This window comes from Pseudolactococcus yaeyamensis, assembly GCF_054658615.1.
In genome coordinates, this window is the sequence record NZ_BAAGGP010000008.1 from 1 (window position 1) to 25,247 (window position 25,247).

13 protein-coding genes and 1 pseudogene are annotated in these 25,247 nt (G+C 36.2%); 1 reads left to right on the top strand and 13 read right to left on the bottom strand.

What is annotated here, in order from left to right:
* Positions 1 to 2,862: 2,862 nt before the first annotated feature.
* The 4 genes and pseudogenes from gmk to ACYQ21_RS02875 all read right to left on the bottom strand — a co-directional run.
* A pseudogene (gene gmk, locus ACYQ21_RS02860) lies at positions 2,863 to 3,432 on the bottom strand (guanylate kinase); the annotation flags it as partial.
* On the bottom strand, positions 3,425 to 3,982 hold the full coding sequence (locus ACYQ21_RS02865; RefSeq protein WP_460054931.1) for a hypothetical protein: 558 nt from the start codon (positions 3,980 to 3,982) through the stop codon (positions 3,425 to 3,427). The pseudogene gmk and the gene ACYQ21_RS02865, both read right to left, overlap by 8 nt.
* On the bottom strand, positions 3,983 to 5,833 hold the full coding sequence (locus tag ACYQ21_RS02870) for a DNA topoisomerase (RefSeq protein ID WP_460054934.1): 1,851 nt from the start codon (positions 5,831 to 5,833) through the stop codon (positions 3,983 to 3,985).
* A gap of 157 nt (positions 5,834 to 5,990) precedes the next feature.
* Complete coding sequence (locus ACYQ21_RS02875; RefSeq protein WP_460054937.1) at positions 5,991 to 11,405, bottom strand: hypothetical protein; 5,415 nt, start codon at positions 11,403 to 11,405, stop codon at positions 5,991 to 5,993.
* 223 nt (positions 11,406 to 11,628) lie between these two features.
* Between ACYQ21_RS02875 and ACYQ21_RS02880 the strand changes: the two genes are divergently transcribed.
* Positions 11,629 to 11,916 (top strand): helix-turn-helix transcriptional regulator, encoded by a 288-nt coding sequence (locus tag ACYQ21_RS02880; RefSeq protein ID WP_460054940.1) that lies wholly within the window; start codon positions 11,629 to 11,631, stop codon positions 11,914 to 11,916.
* A 407-nt stretch (positions 11,917 to 12,323) separates the two neighbouring features.
* Here the strand turns inward: ACYQ21_RS02880 and ACYQ21_RS02885 are convergent, their stop codons facing one another.
* The 9 genes from ACYQ21_RS02885 to ACYQ21_RS02925 all read right to left on the bottom strand — a co-directional run bounded on the left by ACYQ21_RS02885 (position 12,324) and on the right by ACYQ21_RS02925 (position 25,148).
* Positions 12,324 to 13,529: a hypothetical protein gene (locus ACYQ21_RS02885; RefSeq protein ID WP_460054942.1), complete on the bottom strand. Its 1,206-nt coding sequence runs from the start codon at positions 13,527 to 13,529 to the stop codon at positions 12,324 to 12,326.
* Between the two features lie 348 nt (positions 13,530 to 13,877).
* Positions 13,878 to 14,147 carry a hypothetical protein gene (locus ACYQ21_RS02890; protein WP_460054945.1) on the bottom strand — a complete coding sequence of 90 codons (270 nt, stop codon included), beginning with the start codon at positions 14,145 to 14,147 and terminating at the stop codon, positions 13,878 to 13,880.
* A gap of 186 nt (positions 14,148 to 14,333) precedes the next feature.
* Entirely contained in the window at positions 14,334 to 14,852 is a 519-nt protein-coding gene (locus ACYQ21_RS02895; protein ID WP_460054946.1) for a SemiSWEET family sugar transporter, read from the bottom strand.
* Positions 14,849 to 15,370: a hypothetical protein gene (locus tag ACYQ21_RS02900; RefSeq protein ID WP_460054948.1), complete on the bottom strand. Its 522-nt coding sequence runs from the start codon at positions 15,368 to 15,370 to the stop codon at positions 14,849 to 14,851. Before ACYQ21_RS02900 ends, ACYQ21_RS02895 begins: the two co-directional genes overlap by 4 nt.
* 39 nt (positions 15,371 to 15,409) lie before the next feature.
* Complete coding sequence (locus ACYQ21_RS02905; RefSeq protein WP_460054950.1) at positions 15,410 to 17,503, bottom strand: hypothetical protein; 2,094 nt, start codon at positions 17,501 to 17,503, stop codon at positions 15,410 to 15,412.
* Position 17,504: 1 nt separating this feature from the next.
* Positions 17,505 to 17,984 carry a hypothetical protein gene (locus ACYQ21_RS02910; RefSeq protein ID WP_460054952.1) on the bottom strand — a complete coding sequence of 160 codons (480 nt, stop codon included), beginning with the start codon at positions 17,982 to 17,984 and terminating at the stop codon, positions 17,505 to 17,507.
* A gap of 69 nt (positions 17,985 to 18,053) precedes the next feature.
* Complete coding sequence (locus ACYQ21_RS02915; RefSeq protein ID WP_460055034.1) at positions 18,054 to 18,539, bottom strand: ImmA/IrrE family metallo-endopeptidase; 486 nt, start codon at positions 18,537 to 18,539, stop codon at positions 18,054 to 18,056.
* Between the two features lie 6 nt (positions 18,540 to 18,545).
* Positions 18,546 to 21,479 (bottom strand): hypothetical protein, encoded by a 2,934-nt coding sequence (locus tag ACYQ21_RS02920; protein ID WP_460054953.1) that lies wholly within the window; start codon positions 21,477 to 21,479, stop codon positions 18,546 to 18,548.
* A gap of 81 nt (positions 21,480 to 21,560) precedes the next feature.
* Complete coding sequence (locus ACYQ21_RS02925) at positions 21,561 to 25,148, bottom strand: hypothetical protein (RefSeq protein ID WP_460054955.1); 3,588 nt, start codon at positions 25,146 to 25,148, stop codon at positions 21,561 to 21,563.
* Positions 25,149 to 25,247: the final 99 nt, after the last annotated feature.

The window sequence follows — 25,247 nt, forward strand, 5'->3', positions numbered from 1 at the left end:
GCACAAGTCCTTGATAGCACTTGCGAAAAAATGAATTTTTCGTAGGCTTATTTAGTGTACCTTAGTTTCATAAATCTTGTAAAATAAATTTACAAGTCTTACTTGACTTATTACCACTAGACTTAATTTTTTTGGACACAATGGCGATTGGTTTTTGTGCACCCTTTTTTAGGGTGTACTGACAATATTAATTTTTTTCAAACTTTTCCTCTTTTCTTCTTTCATTTAGTTAATATTGTGATTTGCCGATTTCATTTTAGCCGATATTTATCTTACCTGTCCTTTGGATTTATTGGAAATATTTTCCATAAGTTTTGAAATTTTATCTACCTTAGCTCTTTCCAAAACTTTACCTGCGTTCGGAAAAGAGGAATTAATAGCTTCAATTTCTACACGGTTAGTTTTCAAATCATGTGCAATCATGCCAACTGGTTGTTGAACTGTATTACCAGAACTCTCAATTATAAAGGGAACTTCCGAATCATTTGAAGGTTTAATTCCAACTTTTAGATACTCTTCATTCAGAGCCTTTTCAAGCTTTTCGTTATTTTCAAATCCAGCAACAAAGAAATCATTAGAGCCATCTGATAGGATAAGGCTATACTCCTTATTCATGCTTTGTTCTAAAAATTCACGGTTCTCATATTTAGAAGATACGCCAACCAACTGATTATCTAATTTCTCAATAAGCTCAGTTCTCAAAGCTTTTTCATCAGAAGTGATTCTTGCTCTCTCCAAATCTGATGTTGAAACTGTGGATAGCAACCCCTTATTATCAGAGCCTTCGATGACCTTAGCCTCTCTTTTACTCACTTCTTCAACATGATAACCATAATCTTCGCAAATTTCCCGATTAGAAATACCTTCAGGCTGACAAGGTTCATCATCTGATTGAGAAAGTTCTACCACACGTTCAGCAGCTGCCTCTAATGCTTCTTTTTCCGATTGATAAACCATTCCAGCCTTGAAGCCATTTAGTTGTTCATCAAATACTGCAAAATAACGATTACCAAAATTTTCAAACTTATCATGCAATAATGCTTCAATCGCATCTTTGGTTTCAAAAAATGAGTCATAAGGGGCTGAATCAAACAAATTAATAACTGTATCAGAATCAAGACAAATGTCCCGTGAATGTAGCTCAGACATCATTTTTTCGTATGTTTCAACTTCATTGTAATAATCGTCCATCCAATACCTCAAATCTGAATCATCCTCTGCCATATCACTAATTTCACTAAAAGTACCTTTAGTCTGTTGCATCAAATTATTAGTTAGGGCGAGTATTTCAACATCTAACAATTTAGTCAGTTCAAAATCGTCAAGAGCATTTTGGGAATAATAATCAATATCCGAAATTTCTTGACCGTTGATTTTGCCCTCAATCCAACCTGTTTCAACCAATGTTTTTTGGAATTGAAGAGAAGTGCCTTCCACTTTGGTGCTTTCTTCTTGATTGTTTTCATCTTGGAAAGCAAATTTTTCTACTTCTTGAACAAAATCCTCTCCCAAACCTCTATCAGAATACTGTTCTTGAAGTGCTTCTAGAAAACTTCTATTATCCAAAAACGTATTCTCACCAATTTTGATATTCAAACCTTCTTCTTCAAAAGAGAATCTTGCCTCCGCAATATCTTGTATCATGATGCCACCAATATCTATCTTGTCACGATTATCAAAAATATATTTTTCAGCAGCTTTCTTATCTCTTTTAAATTGCAAGTCTGTCTTCAGCCAAATTCTTTCAGCTTCTTCGCTTGGTAAAAAATTAAAAGATTTGGTATTCAACTCTGTAGCAGCATAATCAAATCCTTTCCCACTAAGATCAGCCGTCAATAAATCAAATCCTTCATTATCTGAATTAAATTCAAATTCAACATCAGTAATTGTAGAGTTGTGTTGTAGTAAACGACTATTAGCGCCCCTTAAATCACCAAGAGCTAAAGCTGCCATGATATCATCATATTGTCGTTCCACTTCTGGAGAAATCTGAACATGGTTCAAAATATGGCGCTTCAATGCTTCAATTCGTTCAGGGAAATATTTCTGATAAAGTATTTCTGTTTCTTTTAGATATTGAGCAGTTTCAGTAGGCAATGCTTCACTTCCTGACTCAGCCTCAGTATAAAAAGCTATCTCACTATGTTCGTCCACCTCAACTTCTGGAAAATCGCTATCTGATACATTAGCAAATCTTTGTCTCATGTCAGAATATGGACTATACAAAAAGTCTGTTAGATTGCTATAAGAATAGCTAGAGACTTTAGGAAATACCTTATTATCTGGATCATTCGCATACAACATCATCAACTCATCATCCCATGTTCCAACACCTGTTTCAAAACGAAGCCCATATATCGCATCTGGAAAAGCACTATCATGAGGTAATTCTGGTATATCTGCTTTGAGTTGTTCCCAAGCATTTTCCATTGTTTCTACATAATAAGAAATTAAACCTCTTACTTCTTCAAGTTGATCATGTTCTAATAACCATTTCACTTCCACATCAAGCGTAAGTCGATCGTCAAATGATTCTGACATATTTTTAGGGATTGATGCTCCTGAGATTTCTAATGCCTCCTTAAATGAATGAAAAACTCCATCATCATCATAAAAAGCTCTGGTAGATTGGATTAATATTTTTTGTTCATCTGTTAAGATTGAATTATCATCAAGATCAAAGTCATCACTTAGCATATCCAAATCGGATGCAAAGGTTTTTGCAGGATAATCATCCGTTTCCTCTATTTTTTCATAAGGCGTATCTAACCAATCGGGTGATCGCCCATAGATTTCTTCCCATGTGGGTTCATTTTTACTTTCAATCTTAACATCTGTCATCTTCTCCCTCTTTCTATCATGAATGATTGCTACCACCTGCTCAGCAGCAACTGCAACATCAGCATTAACAACTATGTGATCATACTCGCCCATAGCAGCAAGTTCTTCAATTGCTTTATCAAGACGATAGTTGACAATCTCGTTAGATTCCGTGCCACGGCCACGCAAGCGCTCACGCAGCTCATTCACATCAGGTGGTGCAAGAAAAATAGAAACACTATCAGGCATCACCCTTTTAATTTGTCGTGCCCCTGCAATATCGACTTCCAAAAAAATATCCTTGCCTTCAGATAAAGTTTGTTCTACATAATCAATCGGTGTCCCATAAAAATTTCCGACATACTCAGAATATTCAAGTATTTGCCCATCTTTGATTTTTTCTTCAAATTTTTCACGATTTGTAAAAAAGTAATCTTTCCCTTCTATTTCACCTGGTCTTTTGGAACGAGTTGTCATTGACACCGAATATTCAAACTGATTTCCTTCGGTTTTAAAAACAGCATCTCGAACTGTTCCTTTTCCAACACCAGAAGGCCCCGAATAAATAATGAGCAAGCCACGTCCAAGTCTGTTTATTTCAGTATCAGTCATCATCATCTTCACCTTCTTCTTCATCTTCATCTCCAAAGAGACTTGCTGCTTCAAGTAGCCCAGCGATACCACTTTTTACTGGTTTCTTTTTCTGAGTCTTTTCACTTGATACATCTGAAATCGCCTTAGAAACGCTCTCTCGCGACTCGTTTTTTTCAACATTTTCAGTGGCAGGTACGCTTACCTCTGGCTCTACTATTTTTGTTGGTTCTTCAGTTAATTTTGATTTAACTTCTGATTCAAATGATAAATTCTGTGCCTCAATAGTTTTACCAGAATATAAAGCTTCAAAATCAATTTTACCTAGTTGGACTTTTGAAATTTCGTCAATTTTAACTTCAGGTTCTGCCGATTGATTTTGGCCACTTTGTAAAACCGCATATTCAAAATTAATTTCTTCATCGAGAAAAATTTTATTTACAAAATCTTTCTGAACAATAAAGAAGTCCATGTCATTTGTAGAGTTAGCCTGCTTAACCCCAAGTTCGATGACTGTCTCTCCGTTTACCTTAATAAAATTTGCACTTTGTAAAATACCATTGATTTTCATTTACTCACCTACTCCTTTAAATTTACGAATTTCTTTTACTAATTCTTCCTGAACGACATTAACAAAATCATTCATTTGAACCTTACCTTGGCCAATCAGTTTTAAGATTTTTTCCCACTTGCCTGTTGTCTCTGGATCTATAAATTGACTACCAGTCATTGCATTAATTAAGTTAATCCCTTTTTCAAGGGGGAATAGCTCTTTCTTTTGATTCTTTTTAATATATCCTTTATCTTGGACCACTCTAAGAATTGATGCACGTGTTGCTGGTGTACCAATCTTATATTTCACTTTCATGATACTACCAATCATAGTCGACTCGGTAATTCTGGCAGGCGCTCTAGTTGTATCTTGTTTAATTTCTGGTTTAACAGTTATCTTCTGACCTTGAGTAAAATCAGGAAGGATATTGTCCTTTTTCTCAGTATCTTCAAAAACTTGAAAGCCCATATCAATAATTTTATTTCCTGTAACATAAAAGAGTGACTCTCCATCCCTAACTCTCACAACCGTTTCATCATAGACATAATCTGGTGCAAACATCAACGCTACTCGTTTAAGCACTGCAAGATAAATATCTTTTTTAATTGGTGCAATTCGTTTGGCTAACTCAATCTCATTTTGATATGCTTTTCGTTTTTTAATATCCCATTTTTGTTCTGCCATAACTATCGGGCTAATTTCTTCAACAACAAGAAAATTTTCAATTTCTTCAGCTGTTGCAATGACATCAGTTGGCATGATAGCGAAATGCTCTTTAACTTTTTTTTCGTTCACATACTTACTTCGTGGTGACATATTGGTATTTTTGAACTCAATGCCAACACGTGCCTTGGACACTTCCAAATTCTCTTTGAGTATTTCAAAATGTTCAGGTGTAATGTATGAAATTCCTGTTCTGGGATAAGTCAATAAACCCAAAGGTTCTTGATAAAGTTCTTGAGCTGCGGTCAACACATCTTCAGGAGAATACCCCCATTTTTTTGAAGCATACTTTTGCAAACTATCTAAATCAAATAATTTTTTTGAACTCTGAGATTTTCTCTCAACTTCGATATTCTCGACTTCAGCAATTCCAGTTAGAGTGGAAAAAATATTTTCCGCTTCTGATTGTTCAAAATATTTTTCTTCATTGACAAAATTAATATTTTCTTCCTGATCACTGAGCGACAGTTTCCAGTAATCTTCTGGTACAAAATTTTCTATTTCTCTATCATTATCAATGACAATCTTAACGATGGCACTTTGTACCCGTCCAACAGATAAAGCCCCTTTCTTAAGAGTACCGTTGTTTTGCGAGTGCAAAGTAATAATTGGCGACATATTGTAACCAATCAAATAATCTGCTTGGGACCGTGCTTCAGCTTCATAATAAAAATTGATAGTCTCAGAAGCATTTTTTAGATTTGTAAATGAATCCCTCAATCCTTTCGCAGTAGTTGAGTTAATCCAAGCACGATATCTTAACTTTTTAATGCCATTCGGAATCAAATTAAGAATCGTGTATCCAATTCGTTCCCCCTCCCGATCGGCATCCGTGGATAGAATAATTTCATCAGCTATCTTAACCTCTGATTTAATTGTGGCAAACCGCTTTTTAATATCTTCGTCTCCTTTTTTGATTGAGTAAGAGAACTCAGGAAACCACGGGAAATTATCCATGGTCCATTTAGGCGGCTGAATATTTGTCTCTACTAAATGACCACGTGCTGCAACAATATGTAACTCACCTGATAAATATTTAGAATCCTTTATAATAAGGACATAACCTTTTTTCTCTACCGTTCCAAGCGCTGCGGCAATACTACGTTGTTGGTCTGGTTTCTCCGCCAGTATTAATTTGACTACCATTTGTTCCTACTTTCTTTTTATCTATAAATTATTCTCTCAATAATTCGATTTCCTGAAAAAAAAGGAACAAAAAAGACAGTATTTAGAGCGATTTAAAACCGATATTAATCATAAATTGACAATCAAAAAAAGCCACGATTTCTCGTGACTTCTTGATTTATTTCTTAGCAGAAGATTCAGAAGTTCTACCATCCAAATCTTTCTTAACTGCAGCTTTCAACTCCTCCACAGCCTTGCTAATGGCTTTAGTATTTTCCACCAATTGCGCATAGGTAGGATTTTCAATCTTACTTGTATCAAGAGCGACAATCTTTTCCATTGCTTTTTTAACAGAGGTTGGATAATCTTCCTTGAGTTTTTCGTAAGTTTCATAAGCATCCGTCATAGCCTTATTAGCGACCTTTACGATTGCAGCGTTTTCTGCATTTGCCTTATCAGCCATTTCTTGCGTAATTTTGGTCACATCGTACTCACTTGATACAACAAAACCATCAGATTCTACTGCATTTTTTAAGTCAACAATTGCTTTTGTTAAATCATCAACAGTTGATTTAACATTCTTAGCAGGATCAAGAGCCACAATCGCTTTAATCGCTACCTCAACTGTGTTAGGTACAGGCTGCTTAGCTGATTTATAAGCATCATAAACATTTGTCATCAGAATATTTGCAATGTCTACCGCTTCATCCATGGTTTGTGAATCAGTTTTACCAGTGTCTGGATTGACAGTTTTATCCTCATCTGGTTTTGGCATATTATTCACGGGATCCTTTGGATTATTTGTGGTATCTTCTTGTGTGTCAAGCGAGCCATCACTAGCTGAATTACCTTCAACAAATTTTTCAATAATTGGTTTGATCATAGGTGGCCGAACGTGTGATTTGTTTGTCTCACCTTTCTTATTCCAATAATCAATGTTGGCATTATTGGTTGCAATGATAGTGGTTTGATTCGGGATAACAACAGTATCATCCTTAGTCAGATAATTCAGCTCTTGCTTAGCGGTCGCACCTTTAAGCGTTGCACCACGAACAATTAAGGTAAGCCGTGAATATTTTCCTTTTTCAATATTGGTACCACCTTTACCAAGGTCATCAAATTTATCAGCATATTGTGCTTTCAAAACTGCCTTGATATCAACTTTACCATCACCACCTTTAGGATTTGTACCTGAAATCGTGAACCATGATGTGATATCATTATTTTCACCATCTTGAATCAAAATCGCATAATCCTTTTGAAGATTTTCAAAATGTTCAGTAATAACAAGCGAACCTTCACCATCAAAGTTATAGTACTCAGGCACTTTGAAGGAATTCTTCCATGAATACTCTTTATCATGTTCTGATAGTGCTGCAGCTGTTTCAGGTGTATCAGCTTTCAACCAGGTCTTTTCATCATCTACTGAGACTTCCTTTTTATTTCCGTCTGTTCCTGTTTTATCAAACGGTGTCGGAGGGGTCACATTCACTTTAGCAATATTGGTATCTTTCTGTTTAGAGAAATAATCCATATTGAACGTTGGATTCACTTGAATTGTCGTTTGGTTAGGAATTGTCTCCTTACCGTCTTTGATGAATGGTGTCTCAGTCTTAGAATCAACACCTTTTAGAGAAACATCTGAAACAATCATCTCAAGTTTTGCCATCGCAACATCAGTGATATCATCAAATTCAGCAGGAGTTTTAGCAGTTGCTAAAATAGCCACATTGTTACCTGATTTTGCTCCTAATGACAAAGTAAAGTGATCCGTGATATCTTTACCGTTTTGCAAAATCTTAACTTGTTTGGCTAAGTCAATATTTGGCAACTGCACGTTAGCGATGTGTTCCTTCAAGACAAGCTCTTCAACATTATTATACATGGTCAACTTAAATGTATTGCGCCATGTATAAAGACCATCATGATTTGGCAGGTCTTTTTCTGTTGCCCATGTTTTTCCGCCATCGATGGATACATCCTTAACCGCTTCAAGTTCCGTTGGTTTTGGTGGTGTCACGGTCGCAACTGGTGTACCAGCTGATTTAGAAAATAGATCATTTTTAAGACTTGGATTGACTTCGACTGTTGATTGATTCGGAATCACTTCCTTACCATCTTTAACAAATGGTTTTTCCGACTCTAAAGTAACACCCTTAAGAGTTTGGCCATTTACCGTCATGATTAATTGAGTCATAGCGGTATCTGTGATATCATCAAAATCATTTGGCGTTTTGGCAGTTGCGATAATATCAACAGTATTGCTACCTGCTTTACCCACTACCATTTTAAGCGCAAACTTACTTGTGATATCCTGAGCATTTTGAGTGATTTTAACATCTCTATTGATGTCAAAGTTTGTAACTTGAACATTGGCAAAGTGATCCGTTAAAATCAGCTCATCATAATTGTTAAACTTAGACAATGTGAAGGTATTTTTCCAGTCATAAACACTGTCATGACTTGGCAGTTTACCATCTTTGACAAAAGTTTTGCCATTATCGACTGATACCTTTTTATCAGCCGCAACATCCGTTGGTTTTGGTGGCGTTACTGTTACTTTATTTGATTCAAGATGATTCGGCTCATCTGCAGCTGGTGTTTTATCTAACCAGTCCATATTGGCAGTATCAGGCACTACTTCTTTACCATCAGTGATATAAGCTACCTCATCTGCAGCATTCGTCTGGCTTAACGTTGTTCCAATGATATATAGAGACAAAGTGCCACCAATTCGAGTATATTTACTTGGATCATTTGCTCGCCATGACAGTGTAACAGTACCTTTTTTACCGTCCTTATAAAGCCCCAATGCCTTGATACTTTCCGCTGGATTACCCGTTTCTTTGCCATTAACTAGCCACTTACCTGTAGCTGTAATGTCATTTCCTTTGGCATCCAACACCTTAGCTGAATCAAAGACTTGAATGTCTTCCATTGGATCATTCAGGATTAGCGTCGTATAATCTGCATGATCAGTCAGCTGATAATCAATTTTATAGTTATACTTTTGGTTATGTGTATCAAGCTTTTCGTTTGTCACATAATTTCCGCCCTCTTTGGCAACTGCTTTTTTAACACTAGGGGTATTAAATTTAGGCGTAACTGTCACTTTATTTGTTACCTTACTCCAAGGCTTATCATCAAGTGTTTTACCAGTTGTCGTCCCAGTATTATCGGTTTTCAACTCCTCAGCAGTTTGTTTTTGAACATCAATATTAACCAAAGTATCAATGACGATATGATAAGTATGGCCATAGAAATCAGAATTCAAATCGTTTAGCTTATCAGCTTTAGCTGTCGCTGTAATTTTGTTTCCTGATTGCTTCAATGTCAATCTGTCTGCTGCATCATTACCTTTTTCATCAATGATTTTTACAGATTGAATTTTGGCAGTTGTGGGCACATCATCTCCCATCACAAAACCAAGATAAGCACCATCAGCTGGCACTTCTTGTGCAACATCAAAAATCCAATGCGTATTAGGTGTTGTCACACTACCATTGATATCCTTACCACCATCTGTTACTGTTTTGACAGGTGTTGGCGGTGCAGGTGGAACCTTAACTTTAACGTCAACTTTGTTTGAATCAAGGTGACCTGGTTCATTCGTGGCAGGTGTTGTGTCTTTATAATCAAGTGCTGAAACATTTGGTACAACAACCATTGAATCAGAAACATATTGCTTCAAGTCTGCTGCATCAGCATCATTAAGTGTGACACCAGAAAATTGAAGTGCGATATTACCACCAACACGAGTGTAGGTAGAAGGTGTATTAGCAATCCATTTAAGGGAAACTTGCGCTTTTTTACCATCTTCAGATGCTTTTAACGCTTTCAGAGCAGCACTTGGATTGGTAACCTCAGCACCATTGAGAGACCATTTCCCTGAACTTGAAATATCTTTTCCTGAGCTATCCACAACTTTGACAGAATCAAAAGTTTGAACATCTTCAAGTGGATCGCTTAAAGTTAAACTAGCATAATCCACATGATCACTTAACGTGTAATCGACCTTGTATTCATATTTTTGAGTAAAGCCTGAGAGGGTGGCAGAATTTACCCAATTTTTACTATCAAGAGATACAGATTTCTTGATTGTTGGTGCCACGAATTTAGGCTCTGATGTCACATGGTTCGTTGTTTTGGCCCATGATTTATCTTCTGGCCCAGTAAATGTTGAAGTTGCTGCATTATCTGCTTTTAGCTGAGTACCCGTTTTTGTTTGATCACTGATATCAACTAAAGTTGTGATAACCAAATCATACGTTTCACCATAGAAAGCATCTGCACCAAGTGTTGCATTTGCTTTGGCTTCAACACTTTGGCCATTCACTGTGACGTTGAAACGTTTATTTGGACCGTCAGTTGAGACATCCGTCCCATTTTTAGTCACTACTTTTACAGACTGAATCTTAGCGGATGCAGGTACATCGTCATGCAGTGTAAATGTCGCATATTTCGTCCCAATCATCTTATCGAGTGTAGGCACTTCTTGTTTAACGTGATAAACCCATGATTTATCAGGAGTAGTCGTTTTACCGTTAATATCAGCTGAACCATCGGTAACTGATTTTGTTGGTGCTGGCGGTTCTGGAACATCTGGTTTTGGAATCACAACACCCTTGGGCTGTCCTAAAATATCTAGGCGGAAGCCAGCGACATTGCTTGCAGTAATTTGGGCTCTAGCACCTACATTGACACCACCAAACTCATAGGGGGCTTGGAAAGCCATACGCAAAGAAGAACCTTTACCAACACCATAGTAGGCAGTTTTAGCTAAACCTTCCTCGCCGTCATAGTCGGTCCAGTCCGTGGTTACGACAAAGTTATCTGGGAATCCAGCACCTTGATAGTTATTAAGAGTTGTCCCACTCGGTGCAAAAGCGCCTAAATTGGACTGCGTTTCATGAAGTCCCTGTTTAACATCAATATCAGACCAGAGTGCAATCACGCCTAAAGACACTGGCGTATTTGTGCCATGAAGATAATAAGAAATTGATGAGTCAATTGCTTGAACACCTGCATAGTTTCCACCAATACCATGACTAGTTAAATTAGTCGTGCCATTTGTCCCAATAAAATCAGTATCATCAAAGCCAACTGATGGTGGTAAAACACCATTAGGGTTAAATCCATTGTAAGTAATCACAATATCAACTGCTCTACCATCTTTATCTTTGGCAACATTTGTGAAACGAATTTTAGTACCTGCTTGAAGCGTGAAGGCTTTACCATCGGCTCTCATAAATTGATTTTTAGCACCCCAGTCCATAAAGATGGAAGCATAATAATTCTTAGCAGAGCCTAAATCGGTTGTATTAGCCTCTCCTAAAATTTCGGTTTTTCCCGCACCATCCCATTTTAAAAATGTAAAGTAAGTACCATTTTGCATGATTTCATTTTTGGCAGCTTTATCAACATTTAATACTGCACTACCGTTAGTTTGAAGATTCATTCCACCTACAAGTGCTGAAACTGATTGTGTGCTGACACTAACCCCACCAGCCACTAAGGCTAATGCCGTTGCGGCATAAAGCCATTTTTTTCCTGACTTCCATTGTCGAAAGCTTATTTTCTTGTTTTTGTTCAAGAGAGTTCTCCTTTGAAATTTTTATTTACTAGTTTAATAGCTAGCTTACCTTTATTTTATAAATATTTTTAAAACAGATAAAAAAAGGCACATAAAAAACACGACTTTGAAAAATCGTGTTTTTAAACTATCAAATTTACAAATTATAAATTATAAGAAGAAATCTACTATTTCTTCATTGCATCACAAAAAAATGGTATAATCGAGAGAAGGGAGAATGCTTATGTTGAATCGAAATCATAAAATCGCCGTTGATGTATCTAACTTTTCATCAGCTGATACACTAAAAGAAACAATGAAGCATTATCAAATTACGCAAGCGGATTTAGCTGAACATATTGGTGTAACGCAAGCTTATATTTCTGATATTTTAAACAGGAAAAAATTCATGAGTTCTGAAGTTGCTTTAAAAATTGAAATCGCAACAGGGATTCCTATTAATTTTTTGTTAAAAATGGACAGTCAGTATCAGCTTGATTTGTTGCATAAAGAAAAATCGCAAGAATTATAGGCAGTTAGACCTTATGATTGGGCTATTGTCTGAAATAAATCGAGACTAAAAACGTAAGGAAAAAAATGAATTCACTTAAATTTGACAACATATTTCTTTATGATATAATTAAAGCATATCTTTGGTAAAGAATTAAGCATCACAAAGAGCCATGTAGTTGCATACATGGCTCTTTTTTTGCACTTATTTAAAAGCGTGTGCGGACAACCTGTCTAGGTCATTTGTCCTTGTTCATCATTTTCTCAATGATGATGAGCAATATGCCAGCGATGACACTTGCTAATACTTTGGTAAAGAAATCAAGCATTCTATACACCTCCTTCCTAGACAAAGAGGTGCCGATAAATATTATAGCATAAATTAAAAGAAAAAATCATGACTATTTCAAATCATGATTTCGGATTAAATTAATGTGGATTACCTAAAGCATCCAATGACCCCACTGGATCACTAATATATTTTTGCCCTTCTTCAAAAGAAGAGTACCCATCATGATTGTAATCATATTCTGGAACATAGTACCCTTCCCATCCACCGTTTTGCTTTGGAGTATTTGGAGCAGGCGCTGGACTTGGTGTCGGTGTTGGCCTCGGAGTTGGAGCAGGTGTTGGACTTGGGGCTGGGGCTGGTGTCGGAACATTAGGTGAAGGCTCTTGAGTTTCTGGCTTTTCAGAAACATCTGGCTTTTGAGCTTGAGCTTCACGATCTGCAATAGCCTTCTTCACTGCATCAATTCGAGCTTGAAAATCTTTTTTCTTGTTGGCATCAAGGACTTTGTTTACTGCTTCTTGAGCAGGACCAACATTGTCATTCGTCTGATTAGCTTCAAGGTTTTTGACAGCTTTTTCAGCCGCATCGTTTGCCGCACTATTAGCCCCTTCTTTTTCAGCATTTTTTACAGTATCATCAACTGTCGCAGATGAGTTATCTTTTGGTTTCTCAGGTACTTTAGGCTTGTTGACGACACCAAATTCTGTGATGACATTTCCCTCAATAACAATAGCGTTGTCCGCAAGTTTACTTGTTTCAGTAGCTTGTTTGACTGAATCTGAAACAACTTTTTTTTCATTTAAAGTTTTTTTCAAAGCTTTTTGAGATGTCGCAACTTTTTCTTGAGCTTCTACCACTTCAGTGATAGCCTCTTTTGATTTTTTGCTAAGATTTGAAACTTTTTCAGCTTTTTTATAAGCAGAAATAGCCTCATCTTGTGCTTTTACAGCTTGTTCTTGCAACTCATTTGCTTTTGCTTGTTCAACCAAGGCTACTTTTTGGATTAGCTCAGCTTCTTTTTTTAGTTGGTCAGCTTTATCACTATCCTTAGCTGCTGCTGATACTTTTTCATCAGCCTTAGTTTGAAGCGCTACTGCTGCTTTTTGAGTATTGACAACTGCAGCTTGTTTGATTGAAACATCATTTTGTTTTTCAATCGCTTCCTTGATTAAACTAGATGCTTCTTTTTGGGCTACTTTGGCACTTTCAGCTGCCTTTACTGATTGGTTGTGTCCATTGACAGAAATTCCAATGCCACCACCTAAAAGAACAGCTACAATCGCTCCTACTACAATTTTCTGTTTAGTTGTTGAATTTTTGATTTTATCCATAATATTTGTCATAACGTGCCTCTTCCTAAGATTTATTCTGATCACTTCGAAAAGTAAATATATTTTTATTACTTATTTCTAAACTCAGTATATCAGAGCTTTTTTTATTTGTCAACAAAAAAAATTTACTTTTTGTACAAATATTTTTGTTGACAAATTGTCGTTCATGTAGTGACAAATGAGTATAAATTGTGATACAATTTATTTGCATCTCAAAGACCCTATTGACTGGTTTCTAGATAATTACAGCATAGCATCTTTGAGATGTTTTTTTATTGGAAAAAAATTCTAATAATGTAGCTAACTTCATTCTACAATTTGCGTAGATTATAAGAATAACAGTCACTCTTGATCTCATAATCATTTAGGATTATACGTCGGCACTTCAGTAATTATATGCCCTTCAATCTCCACTGCTGTACCATTTTGCTCAATTGCTTTGGCCAGTTTTTTAGATATTTTCCTATCTTCATACTTTACACCTGTTTGATTAACTCCTTGCCAACTTCCCTTACTCTCGAACATGAAAATCCCAAAAGTGATGATACAAGTAACTACAACAACTCCTAGAATACTTCCAATGATAACTCTAAAGTGATTTTTTTTCTTCTTTGCTTTTTTAATTGTCATGATTTTTCTTTAAATCTCCATATTCTCCACTATACTAATAGGCTACTTAGTATTCAACATATTCATCCCAATATTTCTTATCCAGGTAACTAAGTTTACAGTATGATTCTTCAGATAAAAATTGGTATTCTGGATAAACCTTACCTTTTTTGATATCTATCAAATACTGCTCTTTTCCAGAATCACTTAATCTTTGATACTGTTCAAAAGTGATTTTTTTGCTAAATCAACTTTTTGCAAATCTAAATCCCAGTATTTTTTATTGATTTCTTTAAGTGATTCATAGCTCATCCAATTTAATAGTTCAACTTTACGAATTATTTTATCTTCACTGATATCTCTTATGCACTGTCCCTTTTCAAAATCACTCATTTTTAAGTAATTATCAAAAGTTACTTTTTTCCTGCGTGGGACATAATCTTTTCGGCAATCATCTGCCTCTGGTTGTCGCTTCCTGACCTTAAAAAAGATTGTTAAAGAAACAAGAGGCAATGTAATGATTGTTCCTGCGGAGACCCAATAACTTTGAATAGACAAGCCGTACAAGCACCACATGATTGTGTTTGCGGCAGCAAATAGTTGAGTGCCTAGGGATATGCCTTTTAATGCTGTCTCTTCATTTCGATTTTCCCAGGTCGATTTTGCTTGCGGTAACCACAAGATTAAACTTGTTGCATTCGCAAGTATTGCTAGAATAGTCGTCATTCATCTCCCCCTACTAATTTCTTTTTGGGGGATAATTTAACACTGTCGCTAAACTCAAAAACATCTTCAATGTATGGATGTTCTAAATCTGTCAATCGACAATCATATCCTGCAGCTTGATATTTTTGAATACGCTCTTTCAAAGAAGCTAATTTAGTTGGCATGACACGGTTATACCACTCTATTCCTGAGCGCTCAATGACAAGTTCTTTGTACTCAGCCATAACAGCCCTATCAAAGACATTTGGAAATACCAAAGTCAGCTGATTTTTCAATGTCAAACTCAAACGAGATACAAGCCTTTCATCTTCGGTAATGAAGATATAGTCATAATGACCTGTTTTTACCTGTAAATTCACTATTTCTGCACAACTGTCAAAGAATCGTTTAGTACTCTCGACATCCATTTCTCGAACAGAACGAGATTCATTAAATTCTCTATCAAACACTGTATCCTTATTTAGACTATAAAGTGTCGTTTTACCTAAGCAAGGGAATGCTGCGATAATATGTGTCATTGTAATTTCCTTTCATTACCATTTTTCTCCTTTGATACTCTATCTTGTTTTCGACATTTCTTGATTGACAAGTACACCAGCAAAAACCTTGCGTGTATCTCGTGAAGTTTTTAAGATATCACCAAAATCTTTCGACATTGGATCTAGTAGTTTTGGATTACTACTTTTAAGCCGTAGCTCTACCATCGCTTTATCTGATTCCTCATTATCCAATTTATAAAAAATATGAGCTAATCCATTACTCTTTTCGGTAACAATCTTATCTAGCGTTCTGACATCCTCATCACGAAATCTATCCGTAACATCTACCATTAATTTTTGAATTTTTTCTTGGACAAATTCAGGTTTATAAAATTCTTTAAGTAATGGTGCTTGTTGGCTATCAAATTCATCTGCTCCCCATGCTTTAAGAATCTCCTCAATCCGTTCTCTAGGCGGGTGTTTTTCATTTTCACCAAACAAAAGATAGTCATCTTCCCATTCACCTTTGGTAAAAATACGAGCCGCAACTGGATTCAAACCATTATTAACGTTCTCGCTGACAGCTTTAACTAAAATACTACTTGTACCAAACGATAATGTATCTCCCATTTCTGCTTGCTGGAAGAATTTCTCTGCTTGATTAACTCTTGCCTCAAACTGTGCCTCTGGTAAGTAGGTGGCTTCATTTAATCCAAATGACTTGAAATGATAGTAAGCTAATGGCATATCACTTTGTAATACTTCAAGTAATTTCTGATGATTATCGTTGTGATGGATAAAGTGATCCATATCGATAATCTTCTTAATATCATCTTCACGACTTTGACAGTCTCCAAGCAATCCCTCAAAAACTTCCGTTACAGAATATTGCGATTCAAACCTTTGTTGAACAAATTCATGATTTTCTGGCGTATCAAAGTTGGCATATAAGGTGTTTGAAACTTTGACAAATTCATCAATAGTATCATGAGCTTGCACCAATTCTTCATGTAATGATTTTTCATTGACGATTATGTCATTAATATCAACTTTTGCATATTTAGGACTTGTCCCATGATTAAACTTGAGCAAGTCGTAAGTTTCCTTGGCTTCACGTTTAGAAATATCAACACGATAGCCCATTTCTTGACCTTTATCAAAGAATGGATTAGTGCCATATTGTGCTAAATTATGGCAGTTATTTTTAAAATCGTCCAAGACAAATGATTCAACCGCTTCTAAATTCATACGCAAAATATTATATTCTGCACCTTCCACTGAATTCCCTTCGATAACAATTTGATCATGGATAGCTGAAAGTAAAAAGCCATCATTTGCTGCATCACTAATGAACTTTTCAATTAGATGATCTAGCCCTTTCTTAGCCGTGTAGGCGACAATTCCCTTGTCTTCAAGAACTTGTTTAAACCGTTCATCAATTTTATCCTCATACTCATTAGTAGGAATACGATACTTATTTTCAAGCATTTGAGTCATTTCTTCAGTTGCTTTTTCAAAAAATGCTGTATCACGTTCTTCAAAATTACCTTGGAGGATAGTCACATATTGTTCAAGTGATTTGATAGCTTCAGAATATGTTTTTAATTCTTCCTTTGTTTCAATATCAAACGCATCCCGATAAACATCATAAACTGGATAAGGAAGTGGTAGCACAGACACTATGTCCTTATCAATCTCTTTCCAAATTTCAAATCCTTGTAATTCTTTGGCTTTTCCAACACTAATGTTTTTGAACTCTAATACTGCCAAATTCTCCACATCAGAATTTTCACGGATAACTTGAAATTGCTCACCACTAATTACAATAGTTTTATAAGCACCTTGAAGTTGAAATTGAGCTGCATCTTTTGCGATGATGTCATAAAGCGCTGCACGTCTTGCCTTGGCTGTTTTGAGCTTGAAAACATCCGAAACACCATCTACAATGACTCTGATATTCGGAACTGGAAATTTCTCTAAAAATTTCTTTGACCTCAGTTGATAGAGGTTAGTTATCTGCTTAATTATCGAATTCCCAGTGGACTTTTCATTTTGTTCGACAATCAATCGCATATCATGTTCAAAGTCAAAACTCATCAATTCACCATTATCGGTGATATTTTGTTCTGCTAAAGCATTATATGCCTCTTTTATCTCTGTATAGTGTGCCATTTTATCTCACGCTCTTTCTCTTAGTTGCTAAAAAACTGTCATTATCAAAAGTGATTGAGTGACTTCTAGGAAGTTGATTTTGTTTTCCAAAATCAAAAGAAGCTAAAGTTTTCTCCCAGCTACCTTTCGGCGGTCTCCGAAATTCTCCAGACCAGAGTTTATCAATAATTGCTGGCTCCTTATTTCCCATCTCTTCATGTTTCGCCAAACTTGCCTCCTGAATATCCTCGTCAACTTGGCTGGATATAGGAACCGCAACTTCAATGGCTGGAATATGATCAAACAATTTCTGATAATTATCCATTTCAACATAGATCCTATCAAAATAGTCCATATCGGGCATACATGGCGTGCTTTCAAGCGCAACATAGACTGAATAACGATTATTTCTCTGAAGCTTGTCATAAGCCATAAGTGCCTTTTTCTCACCTTCAGTATCCGTAATAATCATCAATTTTGATTCTGTGATATTTTTGTCCATGGTTTCCCTTTCTAAAACGGGCTTCTCACCCCGTTCGAGCGTTAATATAGTCGCTGTTTAGTTGACAGATCATCTGCCTTTAACTTTTGGTTGATTGATTGGTTTACCAACATTAGTAGCAATATCTTTATTTTTAACTGGTGCAATCTCGAATTCTCTCTCAATAGATTTAACAATTGTTTTAACTGTGCCACCTATTCGAGTGAATGAATGGTCCAACTCTTCATCACTTAGAACAGTGAGTTGTTTAGACCAATCTGCCATGTAACCAATAGAGTCTTCAGCAGTATCCATTCCAAAGTGTTTAGAGACAATATATGAGGTCATTTCTGCTTCCAATTCTTTACGATTCGTTGACAGATCTTCTTTATATTCTGTCAACGGATTGTGCAGAGTAGCATGGGCCAACTCATGAATCAAGGTCGCAATATTATCTGTTTCTGTGTTACGTGGATTCATAATAATATGTTGCTCCCCTGTGATTTCACTATGACGAAAAGCACCTTTGGCATTTCCTAAGAAGTTATTTTCATCTACAAAAACAGGAACTTTGATTTTATCTTAATAGGCTTTCAATCCTCTCATCATATTGTTCGCACTATCAATATCGACATCATAATCAACCTTGCGATTCGGCATCGCTTTAGGATAACTACTTGATTTCAAATTTGTTTGCGTAATGTCATAAACTGGGAATTTAGCAAACTGAACTTTTCCTTCAGCTATCCTCGGCCTAGATTCGATTTTGAGTGTACCATTTGCAATCTTAGCTTTTTCTTCAGCAGTTGCTTTAAAAGATGGCTTGAACATTGGATAACCTTTATCGTTTTTCTTTTGTTTGCCATTTTCATCTAGTAGTGGAATAACTTTTGTAGTTTGCGGTCTGAACAAATAAATATTTGATTTCTCACCTTTTTTAACTGAAAGACTGCCATTTTCGATAACCTTTTCTTCACCAGTTTTTTCGTTTTTGAAAGTAACTCTGTCTGTTTCAAGGTCATCTGATCTAATACCAAGTTTATCTCCTAACTTCGCCCACTGATCAAAAGATGCTACTGCCACTGCACCATGCCATTGTCTCCGAAGTAGTGCATTATTTTTAGCTGAATATTGTGGGAAGTTACTCATAAAGTCCATATATGATTTTAAATCAGCTGGATTTTTCGAGTACTCACGTATTTGCACTGCTGCATCATTCATCATCTGTTCAACCGTGATATCTTTTGATTTATATGGTGTAACAGTATTTTCTGTTGATTTCTCAACTATTTCTTCAACAATTTTAGCCTTAGAAAATGCCTTGGCCAATTCTTCAACTTTTTCAACATCTTCAAAAGTCACTGAAACTTCAGGTGTGTCAAGAAGAGAAAAAGTTGAAATAACATTGATTGCTGAAAGATCATTCTGCCCAATTTCTGAGGCTTGTGCTAACTCTCCGAGAAGATGGTATGCAGTCTGCTCACGTCTCTCTTCTTTTGTCTCACCTGCTGTAACATTTAATACACCAACTGAGAAAGATTGAATGGTATTCATTCTTTCATCCAGAATGGCTAAATCAATTTTATCTGGTTCAGAATCAAGAGGCGCTCTCTGTGACATTGTGACAAAGCCATCTGAAATTTGAGTAATAATTTTCCCTACTTCTACTTCATCGTTTTCTACTGTTGGCTTAGCCCTATTTTCAGAAACAAATTCGGCAGAACCTAATCCCATTTTTGATTGCAATTCTGCGATAGCTGGACTATCTTTATCAACACCATCATATCTTGAAACATCGGTTAATGATTTTTCAAGTTCAGTTACTTCAGGGAGTAATTCAGGATGATTATCTAAGTCATCTAAAACCTCTTGAAGTGTGCTAATCGACTCAACCTTTTCTGCATTATATTTAGCAAGTAGATTATCTACAAAATCTTTATCAGTTTGAGTTTTCGGTGCATATTTTTGAGAAATTTTGAATTCTCCTGTTTCTGCATCAAGTTCCAAAGCAACTTTTTGTAAGCCATTCACAAAATAGAGTGTTGGCTGCTTTATCCATTGCTTGATATCACCACTGGTAATTAAAGCCTTAGTTGCATCACTCATAACCCCTTGGACTTTTTCTGAGTTATGCTTCATTTCTTCTAGCCTAACCAACTCTTTTTGATATTTTTTAATCGTTTCACCAGAAAGTTTCGCTTTGTTACCTTCAATGAGTTCACCTGTTTCAATAGCACGTTTGATATTATCAATATTCCCAACGCTCATCTCCAAACCAGTTCCTTGTTTATTGAGACCGTGTTCCTTATTAAATACTTGCTGTTCAAGTCTATCAACACGATCACGATGATCTTTAAGCTCCGAATCCAAATTACGAGCTTTTCGCTCAAGTTCTTCACGTCGTTTAAACCATGCAGGACCATTACGCTTATCGTTCATAGGCTGACCATTTGTCAGTTTTTGATGGGCATACATCTCATCCGTTGCTTCGGACATCTCCCGCTCAAGGCGCTCCAATTTACGTTGAGCCTGAGCCAGACGGCTATTATCTTCTTCCTTGGTCGGAATTGATTTTTCTTGAGTTTGTTGCTCCGTAACCTGAGTATCTTCCTCAATATCAATTTGGTCAACAATTTGATTTAACTTACTTGAGTTATTTTCATCATCAAACAAGTTCAGGACACCATTTTGCTCATCCAAAATTTTCTCTTGTTCTAGCTTAGGCAATCTTCGGAAATCAAGCTTTTTTTCTAAAGCAACGACGTCATCTGAAGAACGAACTTGTTTGTCAATCGCTTTATAATTGTCTTGCCACCAGGTTAGAAAATCAGTTTCTCTTGGGTTATCTACAACGAATGGCGTATAAATAACAGGTTCTTCTGTTTCGATGTCCTGCAGTTCAGCACGGACAAAAAGACGACTGTCATCTGCCCATTTAAGAGATTCCGAGTCTTCCAAAACCAATGTCAAATCCTGTGGGACTTTTTCGCTATTTTTATAGGAATCAGAAAATTCTACCGCCTGCAAATCAAGCTGAATATCTTCTTGAGATTTCCCAAATCCAATATCTTTAGGTGTTAATCCAATTTTTTTAGCTAAATCAAGATAGTACTGCTTATTTTCAACCAAACCGTCTCCTAAATCGATTCTCAGATAAGGTTCACTCTCGGTCACTTCTCCATTTTGGAAAACTTCATCAATATAGAGTTTATCGTAGCCACGACTAAATTCATTCAAAGAATCAATACTTATTATTTTTTCAATGAGTTCTTTTGTCACTTCTTGTCCTTCTGCGAGTGTTGGATTCTCAGAAAATTCCACTACAAATTTTCTAGCTTGCTCGGCTAAGCCAAGATATACCAAATCACTTGATTCAACAGAAATATTCGTATCAAATAGACGGTAATCTGGATTAGCTGCCACAAAATCTGACATGATATTTTTTATATCTTCATTTTGGCTGAACATTCCTTGAAGGACATGATAACCATTTGGAATAACCGTTTTTTGATTCAAATCAATTTCAAAGAAAGGTTGTTTGCCAGAAAATACTCCGTCTTCTAAACCAATCTGAATAATTCCCTCTCTTCCACTATCTCAAGCAGTCATAACTGAATGTTGTTCATTGAATCGGTCATTAAAATGCTTAATTAAAATTTGTTCGTTAAATTGCTTTATTAACTCCTCACTTTCAACTTCTATTTTTCCATTTTCAGATTTTTTGATGGCTTCATCTGAAAAGAATTTTTCGTCTTTTTCATGACTGATAATCGTATCTTCTTTCTGATTATGGATTTCAAAAAAATCTGGAACATCTGGAATATCATCCTGTGCTTGTTTAACAAGTGCAAATGTTTTTTCAAACTCTGATTGACTCAGATCACGATATTCATCCATATTTTCATAGTAAGCAGATAACTCTTGAGGTGTGTCCACAAAATCAAGCTGGTCTTCAACCTTTCTCAAAGTTGCTTTAACAGCTTCTAAGCTATGTTCTAAAGCATACTCACCTTCATCATTGATTTTTTGTTTGCGGTCTGAAGTCAAATGAATCTCAAAATTATCCGCTCCCTTACTCTTGAATACATTGGCATAAAGTGTCTCGTCATCATATTGCTCAAGGGTTTGAATGTCAATTTCTTGTTGCAATACTGGCGTTTTATAGTCAACTTCATAGTATTTTTCTAAAAAGTCATCTAAGGCTCCCCTTGCTACTTCGTAGGTTTTTTGTGTTTCTTCTGGAGATTTGCCAAAGTCATGAACAAGATTAGCTTGAGAGAAGTCAAAAATAAGCTCATTTTGATTTCGAGTCAATTTGTTTGAAACAACATCTATATCCTCATTCAGATAAGTTAAAATACCATCACTATCTTTAAGTGCAATCCCTACTGAATCAGATACCACTTCAAGATTCATGTCGCTTAAAAGAGCCTTGACTGTTGTTTCCTTGTAGTCTTCAGCTTTAGGGTAATTAGGATCAAATGTGTTTTTTGATCCATCTGCCTCATTAGTTGCCTCTATTGCCTGATAGACTGGTAAATCCTCAATTGCTTCAAGCACGGATTGATTGATTTCCTCTTGCTCTAATTCATCAAATATAACCTGCATAGATTTAGGATGTTCTGGTAATTTTTCACTACTTCTATCTGCGCTTGTAATCACATCAAACATCATTTTTTGAAGTTCCATCATGTCTGAGAGGTTTTCAAAGACATCTTGATTATAGTCAAGAATGCCAATGCTGCTACCTGATTGGGTACGTTCTTCATCAAAGATTGCAACAATTGGTCGAAGCTCTCCAACTTTTTGATATTTCTGTTTGACCTTATCTTTCTGCGTATTCATAAGAGAATAAGGTGTTAAAAATTCATTTCCAAAATCTCTCATAGCAAGCATCATCTCATCTGATTGCGTTTTGAAAGCATCGTCAAATTTGATATTGCTTTTTACTTGAGAAAAGTCTTTCATATAAAGCGATTCTAGATTTGATAAGTCTTTAAGTTGACCTAGCACCTCTATTTTCTTTTTGTAATTATCCCGTTCAGTCACGAGAATAGCTTGATGCTCAAAATTTCCCTCCACAAAGTTCTTCAAAACATCTTTAGCGGGTAATTCACGATTATCATCAACTAGACTAACACCTGTTGAATGAGCAAAGTTATCAGCACCATATCTGACTGGTACAACTTCATAATCTCCAGCATCATTAACTGTCACATAATGATAAATCTCATCTTTCATCTTCTCGTCATAAAATTGTGCCGCTTCTTGAATGGTAGAGAGGTATTCATTCAAGAAATTAATGTCACTAGCATTTGCTACCTTATAACCTTGCTTATTATTTGACAAATACTCCCCTGTCATGGTAAACTGAGGTAAATGAGGAGATAGTGTAGGTGCACTGGTGACAGAGGCATCATGGGATTCTGTTATAACAGAATCGGGTATGAGACCGCCTTTCGTTTCGGACGATAAAAATTCCGTACTCCAATTGGTCTCCTCAATTTCAGACGACTTAGTTTCTAGGTCGTCTTTTCTTGTACTCTGTTCCAGTGTTTCGATTTCGTTTCGTAACTCTTGAACGGCTGATATAGCTATATCAGATAAGATGACCTCATCCGTATATTCTTCTCCCAAGCCATAATTAGCAGCACTTTCTTCAGTTCTAAAGGTTTCCTTTTTAAAGTTCTCAATCACTTCATCTGTTTTGGACAGCAAGCCTTCAAGCTCTTTAGAAAAATCGTCAAGTTCTTGCATCGTAACAAATTCCGAAATACCTAAGTCTTCCGACAATTGAAGGTCATTTTCCTCATGTTGTACTAAAGCATCATTCTCTGCTTCAGCAAGACTTTGTTTTATCTCAGCATTTTCACGACGGTCATCTAAAATGTTTGTTTCTAACTCTGAAATTTTATCAATTAACTGATGTGTCGTAATTTGACCAGCTCCATACTGTGCTTCTAGCAGAGTTTCTCGAACAAAATCCAGCGGTTTATAGCCATCTATAAGTGGATTGAACTCAAGATTAAATTCACGTACTTGATAGTCACCGTGAGTTACCGTGACAAAGACAGTTGATGTTGGTAAATCGTCTTCTGCTTGATAAGACAAATAGATAAAGCCACCATGAGGTAATTTTGATCTGTACTCATACGCACCATTATCTTCTGCACTCAATAAGTCTGTTGTAATAACTGGACTATCACTATCTAACCAAGCGTTATAAAAATTAGCGTATGGCAAGTTCATTTCATAACTAGCCCATTTAAACAAGTTCTCCCTAGTAATCGTATCGTCTACGCCACCCTTGTATTTAATAAAATCATAGATGTTTGCACCAACATAGAAACTCTCCCCATGCACACATCTCCAGATATTTTCAGGTGTGATATCCGTTCCCTTTGGAAATTCCCCCACTTCCAAAACGTTTTCCAATGTCGGTTTGATTTTATTTGACCAACCTGAAAAATAGGCAATCGTTTCTTTTTTGACATCTGCCACAAATTCCGCATATTTGCCATCGACTTCAGTATCGCCAAGCGCTTGTGCAATTTGAAAAGCTTGTCTATCTGTCAAAGTATCAAGTTTTTGATCTAGCATAAATAACGGTGCACCTGTCAAATCAAGCTCTGCGACATCTTGTGCATAAGCTGAAATCACATCTAAATCTGAAATGTTTTGATACTTATCATCATCTACTCGCTTGCCAAACGCTTCATCTAGTGCTCTAGCAATTCTAATCATAGTTTCGTTTGATAAGTCAGTAGTACCTGTCGCATGGCCAAGAATAATTTGACGTGCTTCTTGAGCAAGTTTTAATTCGACTGGATCACTATCTGGAGTTGTTGGAGCTGCCGTTTTTCTCAGAGGGATTTTTTGCCATGCTGCTGCTTGAATGTTATTGAGAATATCAGGAAATTGCTCAAAAACTTCCAGAGCATTTTCAGAAGAATCAGCCAACTCATAAAACTTGTGCAGTACATCTGCCCCAGTTCCAAGCAAATCAGGTGTCTCAATTAGGTTTTCAACTCGCTCACTTGTGAGATAAGGTTCTTTCTCACTTTGTTTCTCCAGATAACGCCTTGTTAGTTCAATCTTAACCCCTTGAGTGCGAGTATCTTCCCAAGTAGGGTAAGCTCGAAGTTCAAGAGCATTGTCTCTTACATCACCTGCTGTAAAGGACAAATCAGCTTTAATTGATAACTTGTTATCAAGATGCTCTTTAAAGAAATTTTGATAGACCTTTTGAGTTTCTTCATCATTCAGTTCCTTAACAGCACTCTG